Annotated in this window: 17 protein-coding genes, 1 tRNA gene and 1 riboswitch; of the genes, 6 read left to right on the top strand and 12 right to left on the bottom strand. The window is 50.8% G+C overall.

Annotation, left to right across the window (positions count from 1 at the left end):
• Positions 1–39 precede the first annotated feature (39 nt).
• On the bottom strand, positions 40–2196 hold the full coding sequence (locus tag KU854_RS03740; protein ID WP_218357132.1) for an adenosylcobalamin-dependent ribonucleoside-diphosphate reductase: 2157 nt from the start codon (positions 2194–2196) through the stop codon (positions 40–42).
• 383 nt (positions 2197–2579) lie between these two features.
• Here KU854_RS03740 and KU854_RS03735 point away from each other — a divergent pair.
• Together KU854_RS03735 and KU854_RS03730 are read left to right on the top strand one after the other, a co-directional pair.
• Positions 2580–2653, top strand: a tRNA-Cys gene (locus tag KU854_RS03735).
• A 368-nt stretch (positions 2654–3021) separates the two neighbouring features.
• On the top strand, positions 3022–3702 hold the full coding sequence (locus KU854_RS03730) for an HAD family hydrolase (RefSeq protein WP_054779042.1): 681 nt from the start codon (positions 3022–3024) through the stop codon (positions 3700–3702).
• A gap of 48 nt (positions 3703–3750) precedes the next feature.
• Here the strand turns inward: KU854_RS03730 and KU854_RS03725 are convergent, their stop codons facing one another.
• On the bottom strand, positions 3751–5139 hold the full coding sequence (locus tag KU854_RS03725) for an alanine/glycine:cation symporter family protein (RefSeq protein WP_218357131.1): 1389 nt from the start codon (positions 5137–5139) through the stop codon (positions 3751–3753).
• 132 nt (positions 5140–5271) lie between these two features.
• Positions 5272–5386: riboswitch (glycine riboswitch) on the bottom strand.
• A gap of 404 nt (positions 5387–5790) precedes the next feature.
• On the opposite strand from KU854_RS03725, the gene KU854_RS03720 reads away from it, so the two are divergent.
• Both KU854_RS03720 and KU854_RS03715 read left to right on the top strand, forming a co-directional pair.
• Complete coding sequence (locus KU854_RS03720) at positions 5791–6930, top strand: J domain-containing protein (protein WP_218357130.1); 1140 nt, start codon at positions 5791–5793, stop codon at positions 6928–6930.
• Between the two features lie 63 nt (positions 6931–6993).
• Complete coding sequence (locus tag KU854_RS03715) at positions 6994–8154, top strand: amidase family protein (RefSeq protein ID WP_218357129.1); 1161 nt, start codon at positions 6994–6996, stop codon at positions 8152–8154.
• 621 nt (positions 8155–8775) lie between these two features.
• On the opposite strand, the gene KU854_RS03710 is transcribed toward KU854_RS03715, so the two are convergent.
• Positions 8776–10140, bottom strand: a complete 1365-nt coding sequence (locus KU854_RS03710) for an amidohydrolase family protein (RefSeq protein ID WP_218357128.1) — start codon at positions 10138–10140, stop codon at positions 8776–8778.
• Positions 10137–11441: a solute carrier family 23 protein gene (locus KU854_RS03705; RefSeq protein WP_218357127.1), complete on the bottom strand. Its 1305-nt coding sequence runs from the start codon at positions 11439–11441 to the stop codon at positions 10137–10139. The genes KU854_RS03710 and KU854_RS03705 overlap by 4 nt, the downstream gene beginning before the upstream one ends.
• Positions 11442–11928: 487 nt before the next feature.
• On the opposite strand from KU854_RS03705, the gene KU854_RS03700 reads away from it, so the two are divergent.
• Both KU854_RS03700 and KU854_RS03695 read left to right on the top strand, forming a co-directional pair.
• On the top strand, positions 11929–13548 hold the full coding sequence (locus KU854_RS03700) for a methyl-accepting chemotaxis protein (protein ID WP_218357126.1): 1620 nt from the start codon (positions 11929–11931) through the stop codon (positions 13546–13548).
• A 183-nt stretch (positions 13549–13731) separates the two neighbouring features.
• On the top strand, positions 13732–13953 hold the full coding sequence (locus KU854_RS03695) for a hypothetical protein (protein ID WP_054779196.1): 222 nt from the start codon (positions 13732–13734) through the stop codon (positions 13951–13953).
• Between the two features lie 90 nt (positions 13954–14043).
• On the opposite strand, the gene KU854_RS03690 is transcribed toward KU854_RS03695, so the two are convergent.
• The 8 genes from KU854_RS03690 to KU854_RS03655 form a co-directional block, all read right to left on the bottom strand.
• On the bottom strand, positions 14044–14445 hold the full coding sequence (locus tag KU854_RS03690; protein ID WP_218357125.1) for a phosphate-starvation-inducible protein PsiE: 402 nt from the start codon (positions 14443–14445) through the stop codon (positions 14044–14046).
• Between the two features lie 246 nt (positions 14446–14691).
• Positions 14692–15270 carry a copper-resistant cuproprotein CopI gene (gene copI / locus KU854_RS03685; RefSeq protein WP_218357124.1) on the bottom strand — a complete coding sequence of 193 codons (579 nt, stop codon included), beginning with the start codon at positions 15268–15270 and terminating at the stop codon, positions 14692–14694.
• Positions 15271–15329: 59 nt separating this feature from the next.
• Positions 15330–18452, bottom strand: coding sequence for an efflux RND transporter permease subunit (locus tag KU854_RS03680; RefSeq protein ID WP_218357123.1), 3123 nt, complete (start codon positions 18450–18452; stop codon positions 15330–15332).
• On the bottom strand, positions 18449–20164 hold the full coding sequence (locus tag KU854_RS03675; RefSeq protein WP_218357122.1) for an efflux RND transporter periplasmic adaptor subunit: 1716 nt from the start codon (positions 20162–20164) through the stop codon (positions 18449–18451). Before KU854_RS03675 ends, KU854_RS03680 begins: the two co-directional genes overlap by 4 nt.
• Positions 20165–20186: 22 nt before the next feature.
• Positions 20187–21548, bottom strand: a complete 1362-nt coding sequence (locus tag KU854_RS03670; protein ID WP_218357121.1) for a TolC family protein — start codon at positions 21546–21548, stop codon at positions 20187–20189.
• Positions 21549–21739: 191 nt separating this feature from the next.
• Positions 21740–22129, bottom strand: coding sequence for a hypothetical protein (locus KU854_RS03665; protein WP_218357120.1), 390 nt, complete (start codon positions 22127–22129; stop codon positions 21740–21742).
• Between the two features lie 159 nt (positions 22130–22288).
• A complete protein-coding gene (locus tag KU854_RS03660; protein ID WP_218357119.1) occupies positions 22289–23455 on the bottom strand; it encodes a Gfo/Idh/MocA family protein in 1167 nt (388 codons plus the stop codon).
• A 23-nt stretch (positions 23456–23478) separates the two neighbouring features.
• Positions 23479–24315, bottom strand: a complete 837-nt coding sequence (locus KU854_RS03655) for a class II fructose-bisphosphate aldolase (protein WP_218357118.1) — start codon at positions 24313–24315, stop codon at positions 23479–23481.
• Positions 24316–24319: the final 4 nt, after the last annotated feature.

The raw sequence follows: 24319 nt of genomic DNA, 5'->3' as shown, positions 1-24319 counted from the left end.
GGAGGCGTTGAATCGCCTCCCAAATCAAATCCAACGCGGTTAGAACTTACCGTAGTAGCCTTCTTTCAGGGCGTCGTAAAGGTTGGCAGCGGTGTGTTCTTCACCGTCGTACTCAATCTTTTCGTTACCCTTGGCTTCGAAGGTAGTACCGTCTTCCAGCGTAAATACGTACGTGGTGTTTTCAAGGTCTTCTTCTTTAACCAGAACGCCCTGGAACACTTCTGGGTTGAAGCGGAAGGTAGTGCAACCTTTCAGACCCTTGTCGTACGCATCCATGTAGATGTCTTTAAAGTTCTCAAACGGGAAGTCAGTCGGTACGTTGGCCGTCTTCGAGATTGAGGAGTCAATCCAGCGCTGCGCAGCTGCCTGCACTTCTACGTGCTGGCTTGGCGTGATGTCATCTGCAGTAATGAAGTACTCTGGCAGTTGCTCATCTTCTTTCGTGCTGTAAGGCATCGCTTTTTGGTTGATAAGCTCACGATAAGCCAGCAGTTCAAAGCTGAATACATCAACGCTTTCTTTTGATTTCTTACCAGGCTTGATCACGTTACGGGTGTAGTGGTGCGCAAAGCTTGGCTCGATACCGTTACTTGCGTTGTTCGCCAGCGACAGGGAGATAGTACCAGTCGGCGCGATTGAGCTGTGGTGCGTAAAGCGGCCACCGGTTTGAACCAGTTTCTCAATCAGGTCTGGACGCACTTCGCCAATTTGTTGCATGTAGCGGCTGTATTTTGCGTGCAGGACTTTACCTTTCACTTTGTCGCCAACCTTGATGCCGTCTTTCGCCATTTCTGGGCGCAGACGCATCATTTTAGGGGTGACGTCGAATTCTTTGTCCATCACAGGAGCCGCGCCTTTTTCTTCAGCCAGCGCAATCGCCTGTTCCCAACCGGTGATCGCCATTTCCTGAGAAACCTGCTCAGTGAACGCGATAGACGCGGCGCTGCCGTACTTGTGACGCAGCATAGTCAGGGTAGAACCCAGACCCAGGAAGCCCATGCCGTGACGGCGTTTGGTTTGGATCTCTTCGCGTTGCTTTTCAAGCGGCAGTTGGTTGATTTCAACAACGTTGTCCAGCATACGGGTGAAGATAGCCACAACCTTACGGTACATATCCCAGTCGAAGTATGCCTTTTCGGTGAATGGGTCACGTACGAACTTGGTCAGGTTAACTGAACCCAGCAGACACGCGCCGTATGGAGGCAGAGGCTGCTCACCACATGGGTTGGTTGCACGGATATCTTCACAGAACCAGTTGTTGTTCATCTGGTTAACTTTGTCGATCAGGATGAAGCCTGGTTCTGCGTAGTCGTAAGTCGACGACATGATCAGGTTCCACAGGTTACGTGCAGGCATGGTGCGGTAGATTTTGCACGCTACACGGCCTTTGTCATCTTCAACCAGACCTTCTTTGCTTGGCCAGTCAGCCCAAACAATGCTTTCGTCATTGTTCAGATCAGTGCCATCCTGACGCGCTTCTTTTGCAGTAACAGGGAAAATCAGCTGCCATTCGCCGTCATTTTTCACGGCTTCGATGAATTCTTCGGTGATCAGCAGAGACAGGTTGAACTGACGCAGACGACCGTCTTCACGTTTCGCGCGGATAAACTCCATCACGTCTGGGTGGCGGATATCCATGGTGCCCATTTGCGCGCCACGACGACCACCGGCAGAAGACACGGTGAAACACATCTTGTCGTAGATATCCATGAATGACAGAGGGCCCGAGGTGTAGGCACCTGCACCAGACACGAATGCACCGCGTGGACGAAGGGTAGAGAAATCGTAACCGATACCACAGCCAGCTTTCAGGGTCAGACCTGCTTCGTGAACTTTACCCAGGATGTCATCCATTGAATCTTCAATGGTGCCGCTTACGGTACAGTTGATGGTAGAGGTTGCAGGCTTGTGCTCGAAAGCGCCAGCGTTAGACGTAATACGGCCAGCTGGAATAGCACCGTGACGCAGTGCCCACAGGAATTCGTTGTACCATTTTTCACGAACTGATTTTTCTTCGAGATCGGCAAGTGCACGGGCAACACGCTTGAAAGTATCATCCAGTGTCACGTCGATAGCGTCACCGTGTTTGCTTTTCAGGCGGTATTTGCTGTCCCAAATTTCCATAGACGTATCCTGGTAAGGGATTGCAAGAACGCCTGTGGATTCGATATCAGAAGCTGACTTGGTTTTAGCCATTATTATTTGCACCTCGAAAGTAATGCCGTCATGTTGAGCGAAAGCCTATAAACCCAATAAGCCGATGACTGGCGAATAGGGTATATCTAGTGGCTGGGATTGGCAGGGCGCAGATCAAACCACTATATGCTGTGATCTTCAAGTCTTGACAAACACTCTTTTCGGCAGAAATTTCACTTCTCTATACAGGATAGCGTGTTGCGCGTTCGAAGCCTCTTAAACTGAGATTATTGATGCCAGCAAGAGGGGGGTAAAGGCGTCATTTTGTGCAAGTTGAGCAAATCAGAATCAATCAGTGATTTAGGTGAAAAAAATCGTTGCGTTGTCGGTTCTTCTCCCTATAATGCCGACCCGTAGCCAGAGATACTCTCTGAAATCAAGAAGGCGCGTTGGCAGAGTGGCTATGCAGCGGATTGCAAATCCGTGGACCTCGGTTCGACTCCGGGACGCGCCTCCATTTTCCCTCCAAGCTACGTCAAACAACTTCCCAGTATTCCCAACAAGTTTTTCACATAAGCCAAGCCCGACGATTTTTCCTCTCGTTTTTTATCCTACTGATATATCGGTTTATTTATCGTCGCTCACAAACTGTTTGTAACTTAAATTTCTGACAGAAGACAAATTTCTGATACATCACATTTCTCTTTCATCCTGTGCGTCAGTCATGATGTGCGTCTACTATCTCTAAATACCGCTTAAGAGTGTTGCCCAAACGTTGCGTTTGTAAATACAATGTTTGGTTTGCGTGCAAGGGAACCGCCGAGCGCAAATTTCAAATCGGCCTTGAGAGAAAGTAGTGATTCAAAGATTTGAGGACTGGCGCTAATGAACCTGTTTATGTTGGATGTCGATGGAACGCTCATCGACAGTTATGATTTTGACTCCGTTTGTTTCCGGACAGCCGTGGAAGAAGTGGTTGGTGTTGAGCTGACAGATGATTGGGGTGCTTTTACCAATGTGACCGATGTGGGCATTTTGGAAGAGCTGATAGAGCAACAAGGTTTACGTCACGAGAGAATGCGTATTCTGCGAGAAGTCAAAGCGCTGTTTTTGAGTAAATTGCGAGAGTACATCGCTTCAAACAGCAACGATTTGGTGGCAAGCCCCGGTGCCATCGCTTTTGTGAATGACATGAAAGCGCACCCGAACGTGGTGTTGGCCATTGCGACCGGTGGCTGGGAAGAATCTGCAAGAATGAAATTGCGTGCCGCAGGTTTTGATATCAGCGGTGTCAGCTTTGCCTCCTGCTCCGATGCAATGACCCGCAGCGAGATCATGGCGCTGGCTGCTTTCCGTGCCAAACAGGACACAGGCGCCACATTCAGCCGTCGCGTCTATTTTGGCGACGGGGAGTGGGACAAGATGGCGACCAGCACACTTGGGTATGAGTTTGTTGCTGTGGGGAACAAGGTGCAACACCACACCCGTATTCCAAACTTTGCTCACTATGATGCCATCTTCGGCAAACTGGGACTCAGTGATATGCTAAGTGCCAAAACGGCATAACCCAAGCATACAAAGAAAAACAGCGCTCATTGAGCGCTGTTTTCGTCTTCAGGCCTTAACCTGGGTGCTTTCTTCACTTCCGGTCACGCGCTCTTTCAGCGCAGCAAAATAGAGGCGTGTTTCCTCTGCCACAACATGGCGCAGAAGGATAAGACCAATCAGGTTGGGCACAGCCATCAAACCGTTCACGATATCAGCAATCAACCAAATCATATCCAGCTTGATAAAGGCGCCGGACAACACCAACAGCACAAACACCAGCTTGTATACCAGCACAGCACGCTCACCGAACAGGTATACCACACAGCGTTCGCCGTAGTAGTTCCAGCCAAGGATAGTGGTAAAGGCAAAGAACATCAGGCCAATGGCCACAATGATAGGGCCAAAACCTTCATTCAGACCCAGAGAGAACGCCTCTGTGGTCATCTTCGCGCCTTCAATGTCCATTGACCATACGCCGGTCAGTACCAGTGCAAGGCCTGTCATCGAACAGATCACGATGGTATCGAGGAAAGTGCCGACCATAGAGATCAGACCCTGACGCACACAAGAGTTAGTTTGCGCAGAAGCTGCTGCCATTGGTGCACTGCCCAGGCCTGATTCGTTGGAGAATACCCCACGAGCCACACCCGCCTGAATCGCCATCATAATGGTCGCACCGACAAAACCGCCGCTCGCAGCTTGTCCTGTGAACGCTGATTCCACAATCAGACTGATCGCAGAAGGGATCGCGCCGGCGTTGTTGATCAAAATGCCCACACACGCGGTGACGTAAACCACGGTCATGGTCGGGATAACCTTGCTTGCCAGACCCGCAATAGATTTGATACCGCCAATGGTGACGGCCGCCACCAGAATCGTCAGTACAATCGCGGTGATTTCATGCGGAATGTGGAAGGCGATGTAGCTGGCATCCACAATCGCGTTCACTTGCGGGAAGGTACCAATACCAAAGCAGGCTACACCAATGGTGAAAAACGCAAACAGACGGGCCAGCCATTTCTTACCGGCACCTTTTTCCAGGTACAGCATTGGGCCGCCAAGCATGTTGCCTTTGGCATCTTTTTCACGGTATTTCACCGCCAGAAGACATTCCGCGTATTTGGTTGCCATGCCGAACAGGGCTGCCATCCACATCCAGAACAGCGCACCTGGACCACCGAGTTTCAATGCGGTAGCAACACCGACGATATTACCGGTACCAATGGTGGCTGAAAGCGCCGTACAAAGCGCAGCGAAACTGGAAACGTCACCATTGCCTTTCACGCCTTCTTCTTTTTTAAAGACGTACGAAAGCGCCAAAGGTAGCTTGGAAAGTTGGATTGCGCCGAGACGGAAAGTGAAATACACACCTGTGCCAACCAGCAGCAACAGCAGTGGTGGACCCCAGATGAGGTTGTCGATAGTTTGTAGAAAGTTGTATAGCGAGTGGTTCATAAATCCCCCTTTAACGCCAAGCCTTGTAGAAAAGTGCTGAAAGCCTGGACTTAAATTAAAAGGAGGAGAGTAGCCGCAATAAATAGCAGTATATGACGCAATAAATAGCAGTATATAACACAAAGTTATGCGGTTATCTCCTCTGTCCTTTTGCCTGAGAGTTTCACTCGAATCCAACCTTTTCTGGCTGGGCGAGCTTGCTCCTTCGGCGGGTAAGTCTGGCTTACCTCTCTCCAGAGTCCCCTCCAACTACTGTCCATACTCAAACACCAAAACGGTGTTAATGAGTGCCTGAAAGATTTACTTCTTCGGCGGATGGCAATGCCATCTCTCTCCAGCAGCCTTCATCGGGTCTTCAAATTTTCAATGGCATCATAGATCACAAAAACATGAATGCAACGAAAAATGTGATGTTGAGGCATTTTCTAATGCCAAAGCGTTAAAATGTGGCATGTATGTAAATCGAAATGATCTTGAAGTGTTAAATGTTGATGGCATTCATAGCCTGCAAAATCTGGCGGGCAGGGTGGCGTGAATGGACTATCTTATTTTTGAAACAGCGGAAATTTGATGACTCAAACCGCTGTTTACATCTCAAGAAATCTTAACTTCTGCCGATATAGTTGAATCTTAACCATTTTTTAATTCTTGATGACTACGTTTAACGACATCCTTGGCACAACATCCAGCGACTCTGCTGAAGTGACGAAACAGCGCTACAAGCTGCTTTCCTTGCGCGTTCATCCTGACAAAGGCGGTTCCAAGGCGTTGATGCACCTTGTGCGCCATTCTTATGATCATATCTCCAAAGGAAAAGGCGATTTACCCGTCAATTTGCCTTCAGCAGCGGGTGGTAATCCTGAGCTTGAACGCGAGCTGGCTAAGGTAAAAAAAGACAGGGAAGAACTACGTGCGCTTAACTCACTTTTAAAAACGCAACTTGCACAAGCGCAGAAATCATCAGCATCTTCCGGCTCTACGAACAATGCAGATTACGCACGGAAGATCGCCCAACTTGAAGGCGAGTTGGTGTTAGTGAAAGAAGAACGGAACCGCCTTCTTTCACAAAAAGAAGCTGCGGTGGCAGAGCAAAACAAAATGGCTGGTGAGCTTCGGCGGGCTCTGTCAGAAAATGAGGTGCTGGAGACTGAGCTGGCGCAGGAAAGTGGTTTCTCAATGCCTGTGTTGTTCAAGTGGTTCAACCGTTTCTGGCTGCCTGCAATGAGTATGTCAGCGCTGTTCGCTGTTATATTTATGGGTGCAACCATGGTTGACTGGACGTTTGTTTCCGCATGGTTTCAGCCCCCCCCTCCCGAACCAACACCTGCACCGTTAAGGGTTGTGCATGCTGCGCCAGAAAGTAAGACGATGGCATTTAAAGCCCCTCCCAAACCACAGGCTAACCAGCAATCAACCAAAGCGGCTCAGAAGCCGTTTTTACAGCTGACAGATATCTCAGGTGTCTGGTCTTTGGCTTCCTACACTGAAAATGAAAAGCCGTATATTTCTATCCGAAGCACCAACGGTTCGTACGTAGTGAATGACTGTAGCGGCGATTTCACCTTGTATCTGAACGAGCCGTTAAAGCCACTGCGCGTGGCGGCAAATTTGATTTATATGCACCAAAACCAGCATTTCCATGTCTACAAAATCCCTTACGGACAAGGTTCCTCTGCAGAGAGCTGGTTACAGAGCCGCAAGCTGAAAATTAACGATGAATTCTTTACCAGTGAATCGTTCAATGTCAGCCGTGAAGCGCTGTTGCAGCGGTGCCTGAATTTTGCTTCCTGAAAGGAGGCGAAATTCATAATCTGGATATAACCTAATGAATAGATAAGGAAACCGAGGTTATCTATGTCATTACCGGAAACCAATTACCTGTTGCATGCTTTCAAACCAGAGCGCGTTGAGGTTGCTGGTGGCGTGCTGTCTAAGCAGCGCCTTGTCGTCAGTGACTGTATTAACGTGAAAGGGGCGGTAACAGGTATTGGTGTACCGGATTGGTGTGTATCCCATGAGGAAGCGAAAAACGATGCGCTCGTGGTGTCGACGCTTTTGCAATCAGGCTGCCGCCTTGTGGGAAAAGCCCAGGTCGATGATTTTGGTACCAGTATCAGTGGGCAAAACCCGTTTCTCGCCAAATTGACAAATTCCATGTCCCCAGGGACAAGGGTCGGCGGTTCCAGTTCAGGCGCAGCGCTTGCCATCGTTAATAGTAAAGCTAGCATCGCCGTGGGTAATGCCGTTTGTGGGGGCATATTAATTCCGGCAGCTTATTGTGGGTTGTTCGGTTATCGTCCATCTCTGGGAATGGTCGACTTGCGTGGCATGGCGTCACTTTCCCCCTCATTTGACGCAGTGGGCTTTATGGCGCGTAGCTTGCCGACACTACAGCAAATCGCTGAGAAATGTTGGACCAAACCCGCAAGACCGGTGCGTCTGAATGCTGTCAAATATGCCTCTTCGCTGTTTCAGGAGTTGCTGGATAATGATGCTTTGCTTGAATGGGAAACGAAGCTGTCCAGCCTGAATTTCATGCGAAACGATGTGCCCAACCTGAGCAAACTTACCCTTACTCAGGCCCATAATATCCACACCGCTATCCTCGGCCGGGAAATCGACATGCAATATGGACAGTGGCTGGATGCGGTTAACCCTAGATTCTCTGACGAAACGGGGACATTTCTGAAAACGATTCGGGATAAGGGCTTTAAAGAGTTTGTCGAGTCGAAGAAGAAAAGGGAGTTTTTCAGCGACAGCCTGCAAGGGTTTTTCTCCAGTGGAGAGGTGCTGATGCTTCCAACATCACCGGGGCCAGCTCCTTCGTGCGACGATGTCTGCGATGTTTATCTTATTAACCAACGCAAGCTCTACGCCATTGCTGAAGTGGCTGGCTTGGCACAGCTCACCATTCCCGCGATATCGATTCAGGGAGCGCTTATGGGCGTTTCCCTCTTAGCGCATCCTGGTGAGGATCGTCTGCTGTTCGAGGCGGCAGGGCGTTGGTTCGTCTAAGACAAAAATCAGGCTGCCGTTATTCTGGTCGTTTGCCATCCAATTCTCCTTCCATCAGTGAATATTTCCTGCTCGATAAATGTACAAAAGTGCATGTTGTCAACAGGCATTCCCAACTAATTTCAAAATAACGTCATCTCTGTAACACGGTGATGTAGCGGCAGTTTGTTCGTCCTCAAAGCAGTGTTTCGGCACATCATTTGACTAAAAATGCTGACTTCAGAATTCATCTACAGGTCAAGGAAAATTTATTTTTTCTTAAAATTGAACTTAACTAGATGAAAAATATAAATATTGTAGCTAATTGCCTATGGTAAACCTATCAACAGAATCTGTGGATAACTAGGTGAATTAGTTGGGATGTCATGATTTTAAGTCAATGAAATATAAGATTTAAATTTGGTATTTGGTGGGGATTCTATAAATACTAAGGCTTGTGAATGATGTCTGTTAAAAAGGCGTTAAGTTGTGACGTGGATTTTGTTCCGAAATAAACGCTGGGGTTGAATCATTGGTACTGAAATTCTGCGCTGTCAGAAGCGTGAATCCCCAATAAAAATATTGCCTGCTTCTTGGCGAGGCAGGCAATATATGTTCAGTTACTCTGTATCCAGTAAACCGTTAGCGCACTTTCTTACCTTGTACCCATACGCTGTCGATATCGCAGCTTTGTGCCAACGAAACGATCTTCTCCAGAATATCCCGTGGTGTATCCATGTCAGGCCAGACGCGCAGGTTACCCAAGGCGCTCGGTTTAATCACCAACGCATCGAAATGGTAGCCGTTTTCAAACAGGCCGATTTTTTCGTTCAAAACACGACCACCACCGGCGGTTGCCATCCAGAATGCTTCCAAGAAGCTGACCCGGGAGCCCGAAACGCCGCGCGCTCCCGCAGGCAGACGGGTATCTACACCTTCTTCACGTACGCGCGAATGGCTTACCGCGTCAAAAGCCGCTCGGAAAATAGACGGCGATGGCGCACCGGCGATATCGCTGCCCAGACCAATGTTCACGCCGCTGTCTAACAGCTCACGGGTATGCATTGCTGCGTTGGCGAAATACATATTGGAAAGCGGGCAGTGGCCGATACCGGCGTCGAATTCCTTCATCATCGCCACATCACGTTCGGTCAGGAAGATTGAGTGTGCCAATACCGACTTGTTGTTCAGAAGACCGGATTCCGCGTAAGTCTCAATATCAGATTTGCCAAAGTGTTGAATGGCATAGTCACGCGCCCAGTCACTTTCAGAGCAATGGGTTTGCATGTGCACGTCGTAGGCTTGAACCAGTTTGCCCAGTTCACCCAGCAGGGTTTTGGTACAGCTTGGTACGAAGCGTGGCGTGATAACGGGCTTCACCAATCCGTGACAGTTGCCTTTAAGGCCACGCACGTTCTGGATAAACAGCTCGGTATCTGCAATGGCATCTTCAACAGAAGGTTCGCGGTAGTAGTCCGGACACTGCTCCGGGTTATCCATGTTGATCTTGCCGACGAAAGCACGCTGACCCAAAGACAAACTGGTTTTCGCCAGCAGTTCTGACGCTTCACGGTGGATAGAGGCAAAGTAAACTGCGCTGGTGGTACCGTTTGCCAACAGGGTTTGGGCTACATCGCGGTAAACAGGTTCAGCAAAAGCCAGATCCCCGAAACGGTTTTCCAGTGGGAAAGTGTAATTTTGCAGCCAGTCATAAAGCGGCAAGTCCAAACCTTTACCCGCTTGCGGCCATTGCGGTGCATGGCAGTGCAGGTCGACCATGCCAGGCAGCAGGAACTGGCCTTTTTCGACAACGGTCAGGCGCTGGTTTTCACGCAGTGTATTTAGGCTTTCCGCATAGCCGGTATCTTGCGCTGTCAGCTTAGCTGCAATGTCGCCAGATTCATCGATAAGGATCAGGCAATCTGCCAGAAATTCAATCTCGCCCTTTTTCGGTGCGTGGAAAGTGTCGGCCAGAACGCCAAATTTAATAGTGGTGATATCAATCACGCTTCAATCTCCTGGGGTGCTTCTTCAGGAAGGACAAAATTCAGAACAACGGCGGCAAGCGCGCCAATGGCAATGCCAGAGTTTGCCAGATAGCCAACCAGCTCAGGCAATGCATAAATCAATTCACGTGGCATCAATACTGCGCCCAATGCCAGCATGATAGGCAAGCCGACAACCAACATGTTGCGCTCGCTCAGTTGAATGCTTTGGATAACTCGAAAACCGTTCATCGCAATAACGACGCAGATAACAGCGAAAATACCGGCGATAACAGCATGTGGTACGGAGGCAATCAGGCTGGTGAGTTTAGGTACCAAACCCAGCACCAGCAGAATGGCGCCACCGGCAATGATGGCGCGGCGGGAAGCGACACCTGTTACCGCGATAATGCCGGCATTGGTGGAATAACCCGTCACAGGGCTACCACCCAGAAGGGAGCAAATAAAGTGGCCTGCTGCTTCACCTGTTGCGCCGCGGTTCAGGCGGTCATCGCTGAGGTCAGAGCCTGTCACCGCTGTGACGGCACACCAGGTGCCCGTGGTTTCAACCAATACAATCATGGCAACGAACATCATGGTCAGAATAGCAAACGGATCAAACACCAGTTCGCCAAATGGCAGCAGGGTAGGAAGCGAAAGCCAACCTGCGCCTGAAACCGCGGAAAAATCGGCCATACCCATAGATGCTGCGACCGCCGTACCCACCAAAATGGCACCCAGCACGGAAGCCAGACGCAACCAGTGCAGTTTTTTCACGAAACATCCCAGCAGGATAAAGGTGCACAGGGAGAACATACTCGCCATGGCAATCATGATGTTTTCGGCCGGGCGGTCTGCGCTGTAAATGCCGTTGAAAGCAACAGGAAGCAGTGAAATACCGACAACGATAATCACGGTGCCGCCAACAATGGGTGGGACAAAGGTTTTAACCAGACGGCTGAACAGGTTCAGGGGTTTACCCAGCAGCGCAACCATTATCGCAACCGGGATCATCGCGCCGTATACCGCACCCATGCCCAAGGTTTTACCGATAGCAGCGATCGCACCGATAGGGATGTAAGAAGGCCCCTGCATGACAGGCAGTTTTAACAGGAAGCCGGATTGGATAATGGTGCAAAGACCAGCGACGATAAAAGTCATCTGGATAAGCGCTGCGGTATCCGTCACCGACAAGGAAAGCAGACCGGCAAGAATGATAGGAACAATGTAAAGATCCATTGCCAGCACGTGTTGGGCACCGAGAGAAAGCGATTTCGGGATGGAAATCTTTTCATCAATGTTCAGTGGGATGCCATTTTTCATACGAGTTTAACCCAAGTGGAAGTCAGAATTCGGTGAGGCATCCTAGTCAAAGTCGGGGAGACCATATCCATCAGGTTGCCCGTAAATTGGCGCGCATCATACTGGCATTTGCAGTAAACGCAAACGTTTGCTTTGTCGATTCTGCAAATTTCCGTTCGGCGATTTGTGGCGGGGATAACGGGTTTTTTATTGATAGATTTAATGAATGTTTTTGTGGGATTTCGGTGGAGAATTTAACTTAGTTCATCGCTTGAAAAAGAAAGGCTGAAATATGCCTTTTTGCTTCGTTTTGGCCTTAAACCCGGATTTGATATGGGATACAGCTGATGTGTCGGGCATCAAAACTAAGCAGAGGTTTCCCGTTTTATTGACTAAAAAACAGGTCAAATATTTCATAGAAATACATACAAAAAAGAGATGTGAATCGTGGGGGATTGGCGTGGTTCTGCTAATTTGAAAAAAGTTGGCTATCTCCGGTGATCTAAACATGAAACTAAGTAATCTATCAGTAAAGTACAAGCTGCTATCACTGATTGTGCTGGCATTTGTACTTCTAACCGCAACGAGTATCTACAATCTCAATGAACAAAGGCTCGCCTCTCTCAATGAGCGCGAGCAGAAGTTAAGCGCCCAGGTTGAAACCGTGGTTTCACTGGTTCGTTACTACCACAACCAGGTTGATACGCTTGGTGAGGCGGCGGCAAAGCAAGCTGCTATTGGCGCAGTCACCTCGCTGCGCTATGACGACAACAACTACTTTTGGATCCTGAAACCGAATCTTGATGTGGTTCTCCATCCCATGAAGCCGGAATACAAAGGCAATAACTCCCGCAGTTTCCAGGATGGCAATGGCAAGTACCACTGGCGTGAAATGGGAGCGATTGCCTCATCGTCGGGGAGTGGTTTTCTTGATTACGTCTACAAAACCCCGGGCGGTAAACTTCAAGAGAAAATTTCATATGTCTCGCTGGCTGTTGATGACTGGCAGTGGGTTGTTGGTTCGGGTCTGTTAGTGGCAGATATCCATGCCGCGTTCTACGGTCAGGCAATAAAAGTGGGGATCACCGCGTTTATAATGTCGGTCATCTTGGCTGTGTTTGGCTTTTTGATTTCTCGTGACATCGTCAATCCACTGCAACACCTGATGGATAAGCTTAAACTCATTGCTGATGGTGACCTGCGTGTGCGGCTTCATGCCAAACGCAAAGACGAGCTGGGCCAAATGAGTAGCGAGATGGACAGGGTGTTGGAAAAGCTGCAATCAACCCTGAATGCTGCCCATGAGTCGGCAGAACGCTCATCAGCCATGGCAGAAAACATCGCCCAAGCCAGTGAAGAGGCAGCCACCAACGTCAATAATCAATACTCCCAGCTTGAACAGCTTTCGACGGCAATGACCGAAATGTCGACCACGATTACCGATGTGGCGGGTAACGCCGAAAATACCTCCCACAGTACGTCTTTGGTTACCGAACATTCTGAAAGCAGTGCTGAATCTATGGATGCGACCGCTGATCAGATTTCTGCGGTTTCGCAAGATATCGCAGAAGCCTCACAACTGGTTACTGCCCTTGAGCAAGGGGTTAACGAAATCAGTAAAGTGGTGAATGTGATCCGTGATGTGTCTGAACAGACCAACCTTCTGGCGTTGAACGCTGCCATTGAAGCGGCGCGGGCTGGGGAGCAGGGGCGCGGTTTTGCAGTTGTTGCCGATGAAGTTCGCAACCTAGCCAGCCGTACCCAGCAATCCACCGATGAAGTACAAAGCACCATTGATAACCTTATCCGCCAGACAACACAGACCGTTCAGGCGATGCAACGCAGTAATGAGCGGGTTGAAAAAGGCGTGGAAATTGCGATGTCTACCAAAGAGAAACTCCTTGCGATGGTGGAAGAACTGCTCAAAGCCAATGACATGGTGGCTCAGATCGCTGCTGCTTCAGAGGAGCAGGGCATTGTTGCCAATGAAATGAATGAAAATGTCACCACCATTCATCTTGCGGCCAATGAAGTGAACGAATCGTCACAGTTACTGGCACGGGAAAGCCAGTCCCTGGCAACAACGTCGCAGGAGCTGTATGAACGGTTGAGGTATTTTAAGGTGTAATGACATTTTTATGTTCTGTTGCCCAATCCCTTACACGCCGCGTTTTCAGCGGCGTTTTTCATATTGAGTGCCTGAAAAAATGCACAGCAAATTGCGGTGTCTGAGTCAGAAAATTGATACAGCCTCCGGTGCATATGCTTTCTATTTTTATAGACAGGCATTCCTTAAAACGGGGGAGCGGGGATGAGTGAACAAGATACGCAAGGTGCTGTTGTCGACATGCACAACCATGGAATGAACAAGCTAGAAATTGCTTCCGAACTTGCTCAGCAGGGTTGGGTGTTTTATGACGCGCTGGAGTTTACGGCTAGCGTGTACGAGAGTGAATCGCTGCGCGATCCCATTCGTATGGGTAGTTCGCTGGAAGAGATGCGCAAAAAGCCGCCGATTGATCTTGATGTGTAATGTGTTCAGGTCGTCACACAAATGAGGAAACGAAAAGCTGTGATACTAAAACACCCGCCGTGGCGGGTGTTTTGCGTTTAGATGCGAGGATCACTCTTCGTCTTTGGTTGGCGGATAAGGCAGTTTGATGTGCCCCCAACGGATCACAATGACGGTACCGGCGAGCAGGATAGACGCGACTGAAATCGCCACAATCCGCCAGTCATCCATGCTTTTCATGTCGAGAATCAGGTAACGCGCAAGTGCAACAATGGCGATGTAAATAGGCATGCGCACTGGCAATTTACCGGATTCAACAAAGTTTGAAACCATGGCCAGAACTTCAAGGTAGATGAACAGCAGCAGCAGGTCTGCCAGTTCAACACGGCCAACTTTGATGATGTGGAATATTTCCTGACCGATAGCAATAACAGAAGCCATGGCAATAAGTGCCAGTACAATATTTTCAACGGTCTTGATGGCTTTCAATCCCACTTTTCTACGAGTACCCATGAAATTCCTTCACTAATTGGGACAAAACAAAATCTAAAAAGCGCTACCTACTCAGGCTAGCAAAATAGGTAGTGAAAAAGTGTTGCAACTTTATCCACCTCCATCAAAAAGAACACGGCGTCAATAAACTCGCCCGAAGGGAGGTCATCAATGCGAGCATGTTCAGGTCGTTTGGGTATAACCCGACGAAAAAACGCCGGGTCAATGACCCGGCGTTCTGATTAGAGTGAACGTCGCTATTATAGGTTACAGCGTCACACTTTTCACCATGCCTGCTTCCGCATGACCTGGGATATTGCACGCGAACTCCACATTTTTGTCGCCGTGGAAGTGCCAAATCAGTTGTTTTGCTTTGCCCGGTTTTACTGTGACAGTGCTGCCTGAGTCGTGTTCGTGGTGGCCTGTCATGGTACGCATCATTTCACGGTGCTTGAGTTGCTCCTCCATAGAGCCGATAGAAAACTCGTGGTCAATTTTACCCACGTTCATGACCACGAACTGCACCACATCGTTCGGCTCGATAGTGACTTCTTTTTTGAAGTTAATGCGCATGTCGTCGGTCAGAATAACGTGAACCACTTTGTCTGGCTTCGCGCCGTTAGCAGGCATACCGACTGCAGACATGCCTTCCATGTTCATCATGTTTGAGTGGTCCATCTTTGAATGATCCATTTGGGAATGGTCCATTTCACCGTGGTTCATTTCCATGGCTTTCATGTCGCCATGTCCCATCGCACTGTGATCCATTTTGCTGTGGTCCATGCCTGCAGCAAATGTGGTTGAAGTGACCAGAGCCAGAGAAAGTGCAATCAGTGATTTTTTCATTGTGTTTTCCTTATTGAAGATTGAGAGGCTGAGTCGAAGCCCAGCCATTTTGTTCATGGTTATTGTTTGATTTCTTTGTGTTTCCAAAGTTTGAAGATGGCTGGCAGTACCAACAGGGTCAGTAGGAGCGCTGACGCCATACCGCCAATCATTGGCGCTGCGATACGCTGCATGACTTCTGAGCCAGTGCCTTCGCCATACATAATTGGGATCAGGCCGATGATCACCGTCAGTACCGTCATCATCACCGGACGCACACGTAAGCCCGCACCTTCGCGAATGGCATCGGTGAGATCTGTTGCGGTGAGTGGCTGGTTTTCTTCCTGTGCGTGCAGTTTGCGGTAGTGCCATGCCTGGTTGAGGTAAACCAACATGATGACACCAATCTCCACCGCCACGCCGGCCAACGCAATAAAGCCCACGCCGACGGCAACGGAGAAGTTGTAACCGAGGTAATGCATCAGCCACAGGCCACCGACCAGCGCCAACGGCAGGGTAGCCATGATGATCATCACTTCACCGACACGGCGGAAGCTCAGGTATAGCAGCAGCATGATGATGGCGATGGTAATAGGTACCACCACACTCAGGCGCTCTTTGGCGCGTTCCATATACTCGTATTGACCAGACCATGCCAGCGAATAGCCCGCCGGGAGTTCCAGCTGTTCTGCCACTGTGCTCTGCGCATCCACCACGTAAGATCCAAGGTCACGACCATCAATGTCTACGAATACCCAGCCATTCGGACGGGCGTTCTCGGTTTTGATCATCGGCGGGCCATCTTCGTAACGGATATCCGCAACATCAGCCAATGCGATACGGGCGCCGTTTGGCGTTACCAGCGGCAACTCCTGCAGTTTCACCACAGAATCGCGGTAGTCCTGCGGGTAGCGTACGTTGATAGGGTAGCGTTCCAGCCCTTCGATGGTTTCGCCCACATTCATCCCACCCACAGCGGTAGAAATAACCTGCTGTACATCTTTGATGCTCAGGCCATAACGGGCAGCGGCTCGGCGTCGGATGTCGATAGTGACATAGCGGCCACCGGCCACACGTTCTGCATATACAGAAGCCGTGCCTTCAACACCGTTGAGAATAGGCTCAAGCTGCGAACCGATAGTTTCGATCACTGCCAGATCCGGCCCTGCGATCTTGATACCAATCGGGGTTTTAATACCGGTAGCGAGCATGTCGATACGGGTTTTGATAGGCATTACCCAGGCATTTGTCAGACCAGGGAACTGAACCAGATCGTCGAACTCTTTACGCAGCGATTCAGTGGTGACACCTTCGCGCCACTCTTCACGCGGTTTCAGCTGGATCACGGTTTCAATCATGGTCAGCGGTGCCGGGTCAGTCGCAGTTTCCGCACGGCCGATTTTGCCCCAGACCGATTCCACTTCAGGCACGGTTTTGATCAGCTTGTTGGTTTGCTGCAGCAACTCACGGGCTTTACCGATGGAAATGCCGGGGTAGGTCGTTGGCATGTACATCAGATCGCCTTCATCCAACGGCGGGATGAATTCACTGCCCAGTTTGCTGGTGGGGTAGTAAGCCGATGCCATCAAAGCAATCGCCAGCACAATCATGGTTTTCGGGAAACGCAGGCTGAGGTTGAGCAGCGGGCGGTACATGGCAATCAGCGTTCTGTTCACCGGGTTTTTATGCTCTGGCAGCACCTTACCACGGATGAAATAGCCCATCAGAACAGGGACCAAGGTGATCGCCAAACCCGCCGCTGCCGCCATCGCATAGGTTTTGGTGAAGGCCAGCGGCGAGAACATCTTGCCTTCCTGTCCTTCCAGCGCGAACACAGGCACAAAACTCAGGGTGATGATCAGCAGCGAGAAGAACAGCGGTGCACCCACTTCTTCTGCCGCTTTGCTGATCACTTGCCAGCGGTTTTTGTCCGTCAGTGGCGTGCGTTCAATGTGCTTATGGACGTTTTCAATCATCACGATAGCACCGTCCACCATGGCGCCGATGGCAATGGCGATACCGCCTAACGACATGATGTTGGCATTGATGCCTTGCCAGTGCATGACGATAAACGCAGACAAGATACCGATGGGCAAGCTGATCGCGATCACCAGCGATGAGCGGATGTGGAACAGGAACAGCGCACAGACCACAGCTACGACGATGAACTCTTCAGCCAGTTTCTTCCAAAGGTTCTCAACCGCGGCGTCAATCAGGGTTGAACGGTCGTAGGTCGGTACAATTTCCACGCCTTCCGGCAGGCTTCGCTTCAGCTCTTCCAGTTTGGTTTTCACATTGGCGATCACCTCGCTGGCGTTTTCGCCAAAGCGCATCACGATCACGCCGCCAACCGCTTCACCTTCACCGTTAAACTCGGAAATACCACGGCGCATTTGGGGGCCGATATTGATGTCTGCAATGTCGCCGAGCAGCAATGGCGTACCTTTGTCCGTCACCTTGATGGGCAGGGACTCGATATCTTCCACGCTGGTCAGATAGCCTGTTGTCCGCACCATGTGCTCGGCTTCGGCGACTTCAATAACGGATGCTCCGGCCTCCTGGTTACCATTTTGGATAGCCATGTTGACCTGCTGCAGTGTCAGGTCGTAGGCACGCAGTTTGGCTGGGTCGATTTGTACCTGATACTGCTTCACCATGCCGCCGACGGTTGCCACCTCTGACACGCCCGCCACCGTTTGCAGCTCATACTTCAAGAACCAGTCCTGCAGGCTGCGAAGCTCTGCCAGGTCATGGTTGCCGGACTTGTCCTGCAATACATAGCTGTACACCCAGCCCACGCCGGTTGCATCGGGCCCAAGGGTAGGTTTGGCATTCGGTGGCAGTTTGGGTGCTACCTGGCTTAGGTATTCCAATACGCGTGAACGTGCCCAGTACATGTCGGTATCATCGTTGAAAATGATATAAACGTACGAGTCGCCAAAGAACGAATAACCACGAACGGTTTCTGCGCCCGGCACCGCCAACATCGCCGTGGTGAGCGGGTAGGTGACCTGATCTTCTACTACCTGTGGCGCTTGACCCGGATAGCTGGTTTTTATGATCACCTGAACATCGGAGAGATCTGGAATGGCATCAACAGGCGTGTTTTTAACGCTGTAAAGACCACCCAATGTCAGGAACAAGGTCGCTACCAGAACCAGAAAACGGTTGGCAATCGACCAGCGAATAATGGCGCCAATCATTTATTGCCTCCTTTCTGTTCAAGGGCTTTCAGTACATAGTCGCTGCCATTTTTGGCAACAAGAAAACGCACAGACTGGCCTTCAGCAAAGCTGCCAAGTTCAACGCCGCCGTCTACGGAAAAGTTCATTTCACCTTCCGGCCAGTTCCATTCAGATACCGGCTGGTGGGAAAGGGTGATCATGCCAAAATCCGCCATCAGCATGGAGATGTCACCGTCGATCCAGACTTCCGCCGGAGTGCTGGCTTCGCTCAGCTTGTAATCGACGATTTCATACTGACCGGAAGCGCCTTTTTGCATTTCAAACTCAATGGCTTGCCCAACGCTTGGCTCGCCCATGTCAACGCCTTCCGCAAAGGTGAAATTCATTACCATACCCGGCCAGTTCCACGCCGGAACCGGTTCGTGGTTGATGGTGAGCATACGGTGACCCATCATCACGTCGGTGATTTCACCTTTCGCCCATTGGGTTTCAGCTGCAGGCTCAACGCCGTTAATTCTTGCCAAGTCGGCGGACTGGCTGGATTCAGAGTCGAGCAGGAAGTGGGCAGACGTGACAATGCGGTCTGAGTTGTTCAGGCCTTGCAATACTTCAATGCGATCACCAGCTTCACGTCCTACCTCGATGCGGGCAGAGCGGTATTTGCCTTCGCCTTCCGCCAGCACAACACGGGTCATGCCGCCGGAGCGGATCACTGATGATTTAGGGATGGTCAGCACGGCTTCGTCAGTGACCGGCTGAAGCGCAATATTGGCGAACATATTGGGTTTCAGTTCACCTTCCGGGTTGGCGAATTTCAGGCGTACACGCAGGGTACGGGTTTTCGGGTCAAGGATCGGGTAGACGTAATCGACGGTGCCTTGCCATGTTTCCCCTGGCAGCGAGTCCAGCGTCATAGTGGCGTTGCTGCCAGCGGTCACCCAGTGGCCCTGACGTTCGAACACTTCGGCATCTACCCAAACGTTATCAAGCGGGCCAGCACTTATCACCGCCTGAGCAGGGGACAAATAGCCGCCTTCACGGATGTTGAGGCTGGCAATGACACCATCAGCAGGGGCTTTGATCTCAATGGTTTGTGACGCCTTGCCGCGTTTGATGATTTGTTGGATTTGGTCACGGTCGACACCGAGCGAAACCAGACGCTCTGTCGCGCCTTTCATCAGACCATTGCGTCCAGTGCGGTATGCGTTGAGCAACTCTTCCTGCGCTTTCACCAGCTCAGGGGAGTAGAGGGTAAAGAGCACGTCATTTTTTGAGACTTTTTCACCAACGGCGTTGATGTAGAGCTTTTCAACCCAGCCCGCGACACGCACGTTAGTCTGCCACAAATGGCTTTCATCGAAGGCAATGTAGCCAACGGTTTCAATGCGTGGTGAAAGCTTTGCAGTTTCAACGGCTGCGGTTTTTACTCCAAGGTTGTTTTCTACTGATGGGTCGATTTTGACCGTGCCCGGCTTGTCGTTTGCACCGTTTAGGTCTTCGGCGTAGACCGGGATCAAATCCATGCCCATCGGCGATTTGCCCGGCTTGTCGCGTTTGTAATTCGGGTCCATTGGCGCTACCCAGTACAGGGGCTCGCCTGAGCCTTTCTCTTCCGTGGTTTCTGCCATTGCTGACATATCATGGCCTTGGCTCGCGATATATTGGTTCGCGCTGTATCCCAAAACACCACCGATCAGTAACGCCAGTGTGGCAATTTGCATTGTTTTCATTGTTCTTTTCCTCGTTAACTGATCACTGGTTCATTGTCTGGATGACAGGTGTGCTGGTTTGGTAGTCAAAGCCACCCAACAAAGCGGCGAGGTTGCTGCTGACCAGATTCAGATCGGTGATAAGGCGTTGTTTTTCCAGCGCGAGCGCCAGTTCGTCACTGGTTGCTGCTATCACATCACTGAATTGCGCCGTGTTGTTCTGGTATCCGCGCTCAACCGCCTGCGTGCGGGCTTTGGCCTGCGAAATCAGGGTGTTGTTGTAGCGGGAGAGGCGCTGTTCCAGGTTCTCGCGGTCAACCAGCAAGGCATTGACCTTGGCGTTCATCTGGGCGAGGAGAAGATCTTTCTGGGACTGGCTTGCACCGACTTGATACTGGGCGGCAGCAAGGGTTTTGTCCTGACGGTTTTCGGTGAACAGAGGAATGTCGAGCGTCACATAAGCGCTGACCAAATCCGGTGCTGGCTGACCATTCATGCCATTTGCCTGGCGGTAGGCATACATCACTTCCACCCCGAACTGAGGGGCGTAGGCTTGTTCGGCCAAATCGACCTGGGTTTTGCTCACGGCGATGGCGGTATCTGCCATTTTTACCATGGGATGATCAGCCAGCAGGGTGAAGTGTTTGGTCTGGTTTGTATTGCCAAGACGCTCAGCCAGAGTTGTCCATGGCAGCTGGTTTGAGGTTTGCAGTTTTCCGGCATGTTGCAGCCACTCCGCACCCAACCATTCAGAAAGCTGGGAGGTAATGCGACGCTGCATTTGGGCATTGGCCTGGAGTTTTTCATCCAGCTTGCTGACCTGAAGCTGGGCGTTCAGCAGATCCTGCGCTTCATTCTTTCCAATCGAATAATTCGTTTGAATGAAGTTTGCCAGTTCACGCATCAGGCGCTGGTTTTCTTTCAGAATTGATTCCGCCTGTTGCTGATAACCGAGTTCCAGCCAAAGTTGCGTAATGGCATTGGCAACTTCACGTTCACGGGCAGCAATTTGCAGCGACATTCCATCAGCCTGCTGGTTGGCTTTTTTCTCCTGCAGCGAAAGGGTATCGCCGCGTTCGAATTGCTGCATCAGGCCAACGGAAATGTTAGTCATTGGGTCTTGATCGAAGCGGAAGCTGTCAGTTGGCAGACCTCCTACGCCGAATTTGAGCTTAGGGTCCATCAGGGTTGCGCTGGCAATGCCAGATTCGCGCATGGCCTCGGATTGGGCATAAAACTGCTTGCGGCTGGCGTCATAAGCCAACGCTTTCTCAATCAGTTGTGTCAGTGAAGTCTGGCTGGCAACCGGGCTCATTTGCACTGAAGCGTTATGGGCTTGTGCGGGGGATGCCGCCAAGACCATTGTGCTGACAGAAAGCGCCAGCAAACAAGGTTTGAATGTCATAGCTAAATCCATTTTCTACGCGCCGAAAGATGACGCGAAAACACACTCCACGCCGTGTAGTGGCGCAGAACAGCAGGTGATCCAATCGATTTGAAATTCAGGTAGCGTCAGGAAAGCGCGGATATAGCGATGCTATAACTCACCATCAGCGCTACGTGCGTTGATTTCAAACGAATCTGGATGTGTTGGATTTAGGCTATCGGTGGTCGGTAGAGAGATTGGGGGCGTTCGATTATAGCGATGCGCTGATCAGAGTTGATCAGTGCCAGCTTGGTTTTATGCTGTGGGGATTGGGATTCTGTGGTCAGAAACGCGAATGCGCTGAAACAGGTGGCTGGGCAGCAGTCGTGGCTCATGCCGGATTCTGAACCGCACTCAGGTGCGGATTGGGCAACCTTCGCCATGTGCTTGGCGTGCGGGTTATCAGCCATTGTTTCCATACTGCAGCCGCTCATCGATTGATGTTGCTGGGGCTGCATATCCATCATGGTCATGGTTGCGCCAGACGCAATACCGGACATCAGCATGGCTATCACGCTGAAGATTGAAATCCAGTATGTTCTGATTTTGGATATACGCATCTGACTACAATGGTTAAACAAACTGAGTGAGAGTGTAAACCTTACCCCTAAGGTAAGGTCAATATTTTCAATTCAAATTATTCATTTGCGGCTAAACATTCGTCACGCGTGCCGCAAATTTGAACAAAGTGATGCGTATTTATCTTAGTGCATTTGGGGTCATACCGTATTTAGCGTTTCCCACAGACCTTCGTTGTCCCGGGAACGGACGGCGGCATAAACGAAGGCCATGCCATTTGCACCATCCTCTACAGTCGGGTTCCACAAAGTGAGCGGATCGGGCCGTGTGCCTGTCATGTCATCGATGATGTTAGATGCAAAATCCAGATACAGATTGGCAAACGCTTCGCGGTAACCTTCAGGGTGTCCGATAGCAACATGACCACCGTGACGGCCTGCGGCGGATAAACCGTTGCCGCCCTTTGTCAGGATATAGGCAGGTTTGTCGATTGGCCTGACGATTAGCTCGTTTGGCTGTTCCTGATGCCACTCAAGCCCGCCTTTGGTGCCGTAAACCGTAAAGCTGAGTCCATGCACACCCCCTGCAGCGGCTTGCGTCACCCAGAAAACACCACGTGCTTTGTTGGGATAACGAAGCAAAATGCCGCAGTAATCGTCGGCCGCACGGCCTTCAACAACGGAGGTCACATCCGCAGCCAATTCGCTCGCTTCCATGCCGACAACATAGGATGTCAGGTGATAACTATGGGTGGCGATATCGCCGAGGATCAGCGATGGCCCTGCAATGGAAGGATCCATGTGCCAGTTGTTGCCATTGCGTTCAGCTTCTGTAAGTTCGGCAAGGTGCCCCTGAACATAATTGCTTTGCACCATAGTGATGTCGCCAATATCACCAGACGCGACCATATCCCGCGCTTGTCTAACCATGGCATAGCCGCTGTAACCGTAGGCGACGCAAAAGCGTTTCCCGGTGCGTTTGACCAGTGCAACTAGTTCGACGGCTTCCTGCTCTGACATCGTCAGGGGCTTTTCGCAGAAAACGTGGAGCCCGGCTTCAAGCGCCTGGCATGCCAATGCATAGTGACTATTGTTGGGCGTCATGATAGCAAGGGCGTCGATAGGCTCAGCTTGAGCGGCTTCCCCTTCGAACAGTGCATACGGGTCGGCATAAGGGCGAGCAATGCCCATGGCCTTTCCTGCTTCAACAGAGCGCTCAGGGTTAGAGGAGAACACACCGGCAACGACTTCAAACTCCTCGTGCATGGTGGCGGCCGAGCGGTGAATTGCGCCGATAAAGGAATCTGGCCCTCCGCCAATCACGCCCAGTCTCAGTCTGCGTCCCAGCGTTTTAGTTGCCTTGCTCATGCTCTCTCCTTGTTGATGATGAATTAGCGGCTAGGTGCCAGCAGTGTCAGAACCCGCATTGCCTCTTCCTTGAGTGCTGGCAAAGCGCGGGAAGCGAAATACTGGCGGTCATATTTATCCGGTGACACTTCCATTTCACTGCGGATGGCATTGCCAAACGCCATGCGAAGCGTGGTGCCTACATTGAATTTAGCCACTCTGTGTGTTTTGAGGGTGCGTAAATCGCTTTCAGCGATGCCGGTAGTGCCATGGATCACCAGTGGTAACTGTGTCAGCTTTTCAATCTCTTCGAGCAGAGTGTAGTCAATCGGGCTGCCCGCTTCGGTCATGCGGTGGACGTTGCCGATGGAAATGGCCATGGCATCCACACCGCTCTGCACAGCAAAGACGGCAGCTTCATCCGGCAGGGTGAGGGCAGATTTAATGTGATCCCGACCTTCTTGATAGGGGACGGAGCCCAATTCACCTTCGACGGATACACCCACGGCATGGGCGACCTGTACCACCTGTTGGGTGCGGCGTATATTTTCTGCCAATGGCAACTGGGAGCCGTCAAACATCACGGAGCTGAACCCAGCGTGGATAGCGCGGTAAACAATCGCTTCTTCATAGCAGTGGTCGAGGTGCACACACACTCTGGATGTGCTGGCTTTCGCCATCGGCAATAACAACCCCGCCATGGCTTCGACACCTGCCAAATCCACCATGTCTTTGTTTACGGCCAGGATCACCGGAAGATCCAGTGTCTCTGCCGCGGCAATGACTGCCTGCGCTTCTTCAATGCCAAACACGTTGCAACAGGCGACAGCGCCGTCGGAGGCGGCTGCGGCAGGGAGCAAATCGGTTAAATTCACCAGCATGATG

The organism is Enterovibrio paralichthyis (assembly GCF_019209835.1).
In the GTDB taxonomy this organism is placed as follows: Bacteria; Pseudomonadota; Gammaproteobacteria; order Enterobacterales; family Vibrionaceae; genus Enterovibrio; species Enterovibrio paralichthyis.
Note: the sequence above shows the minus strand (reverse complement) of the source record. Positions and strands in the feature narration are given on the sequence as shown.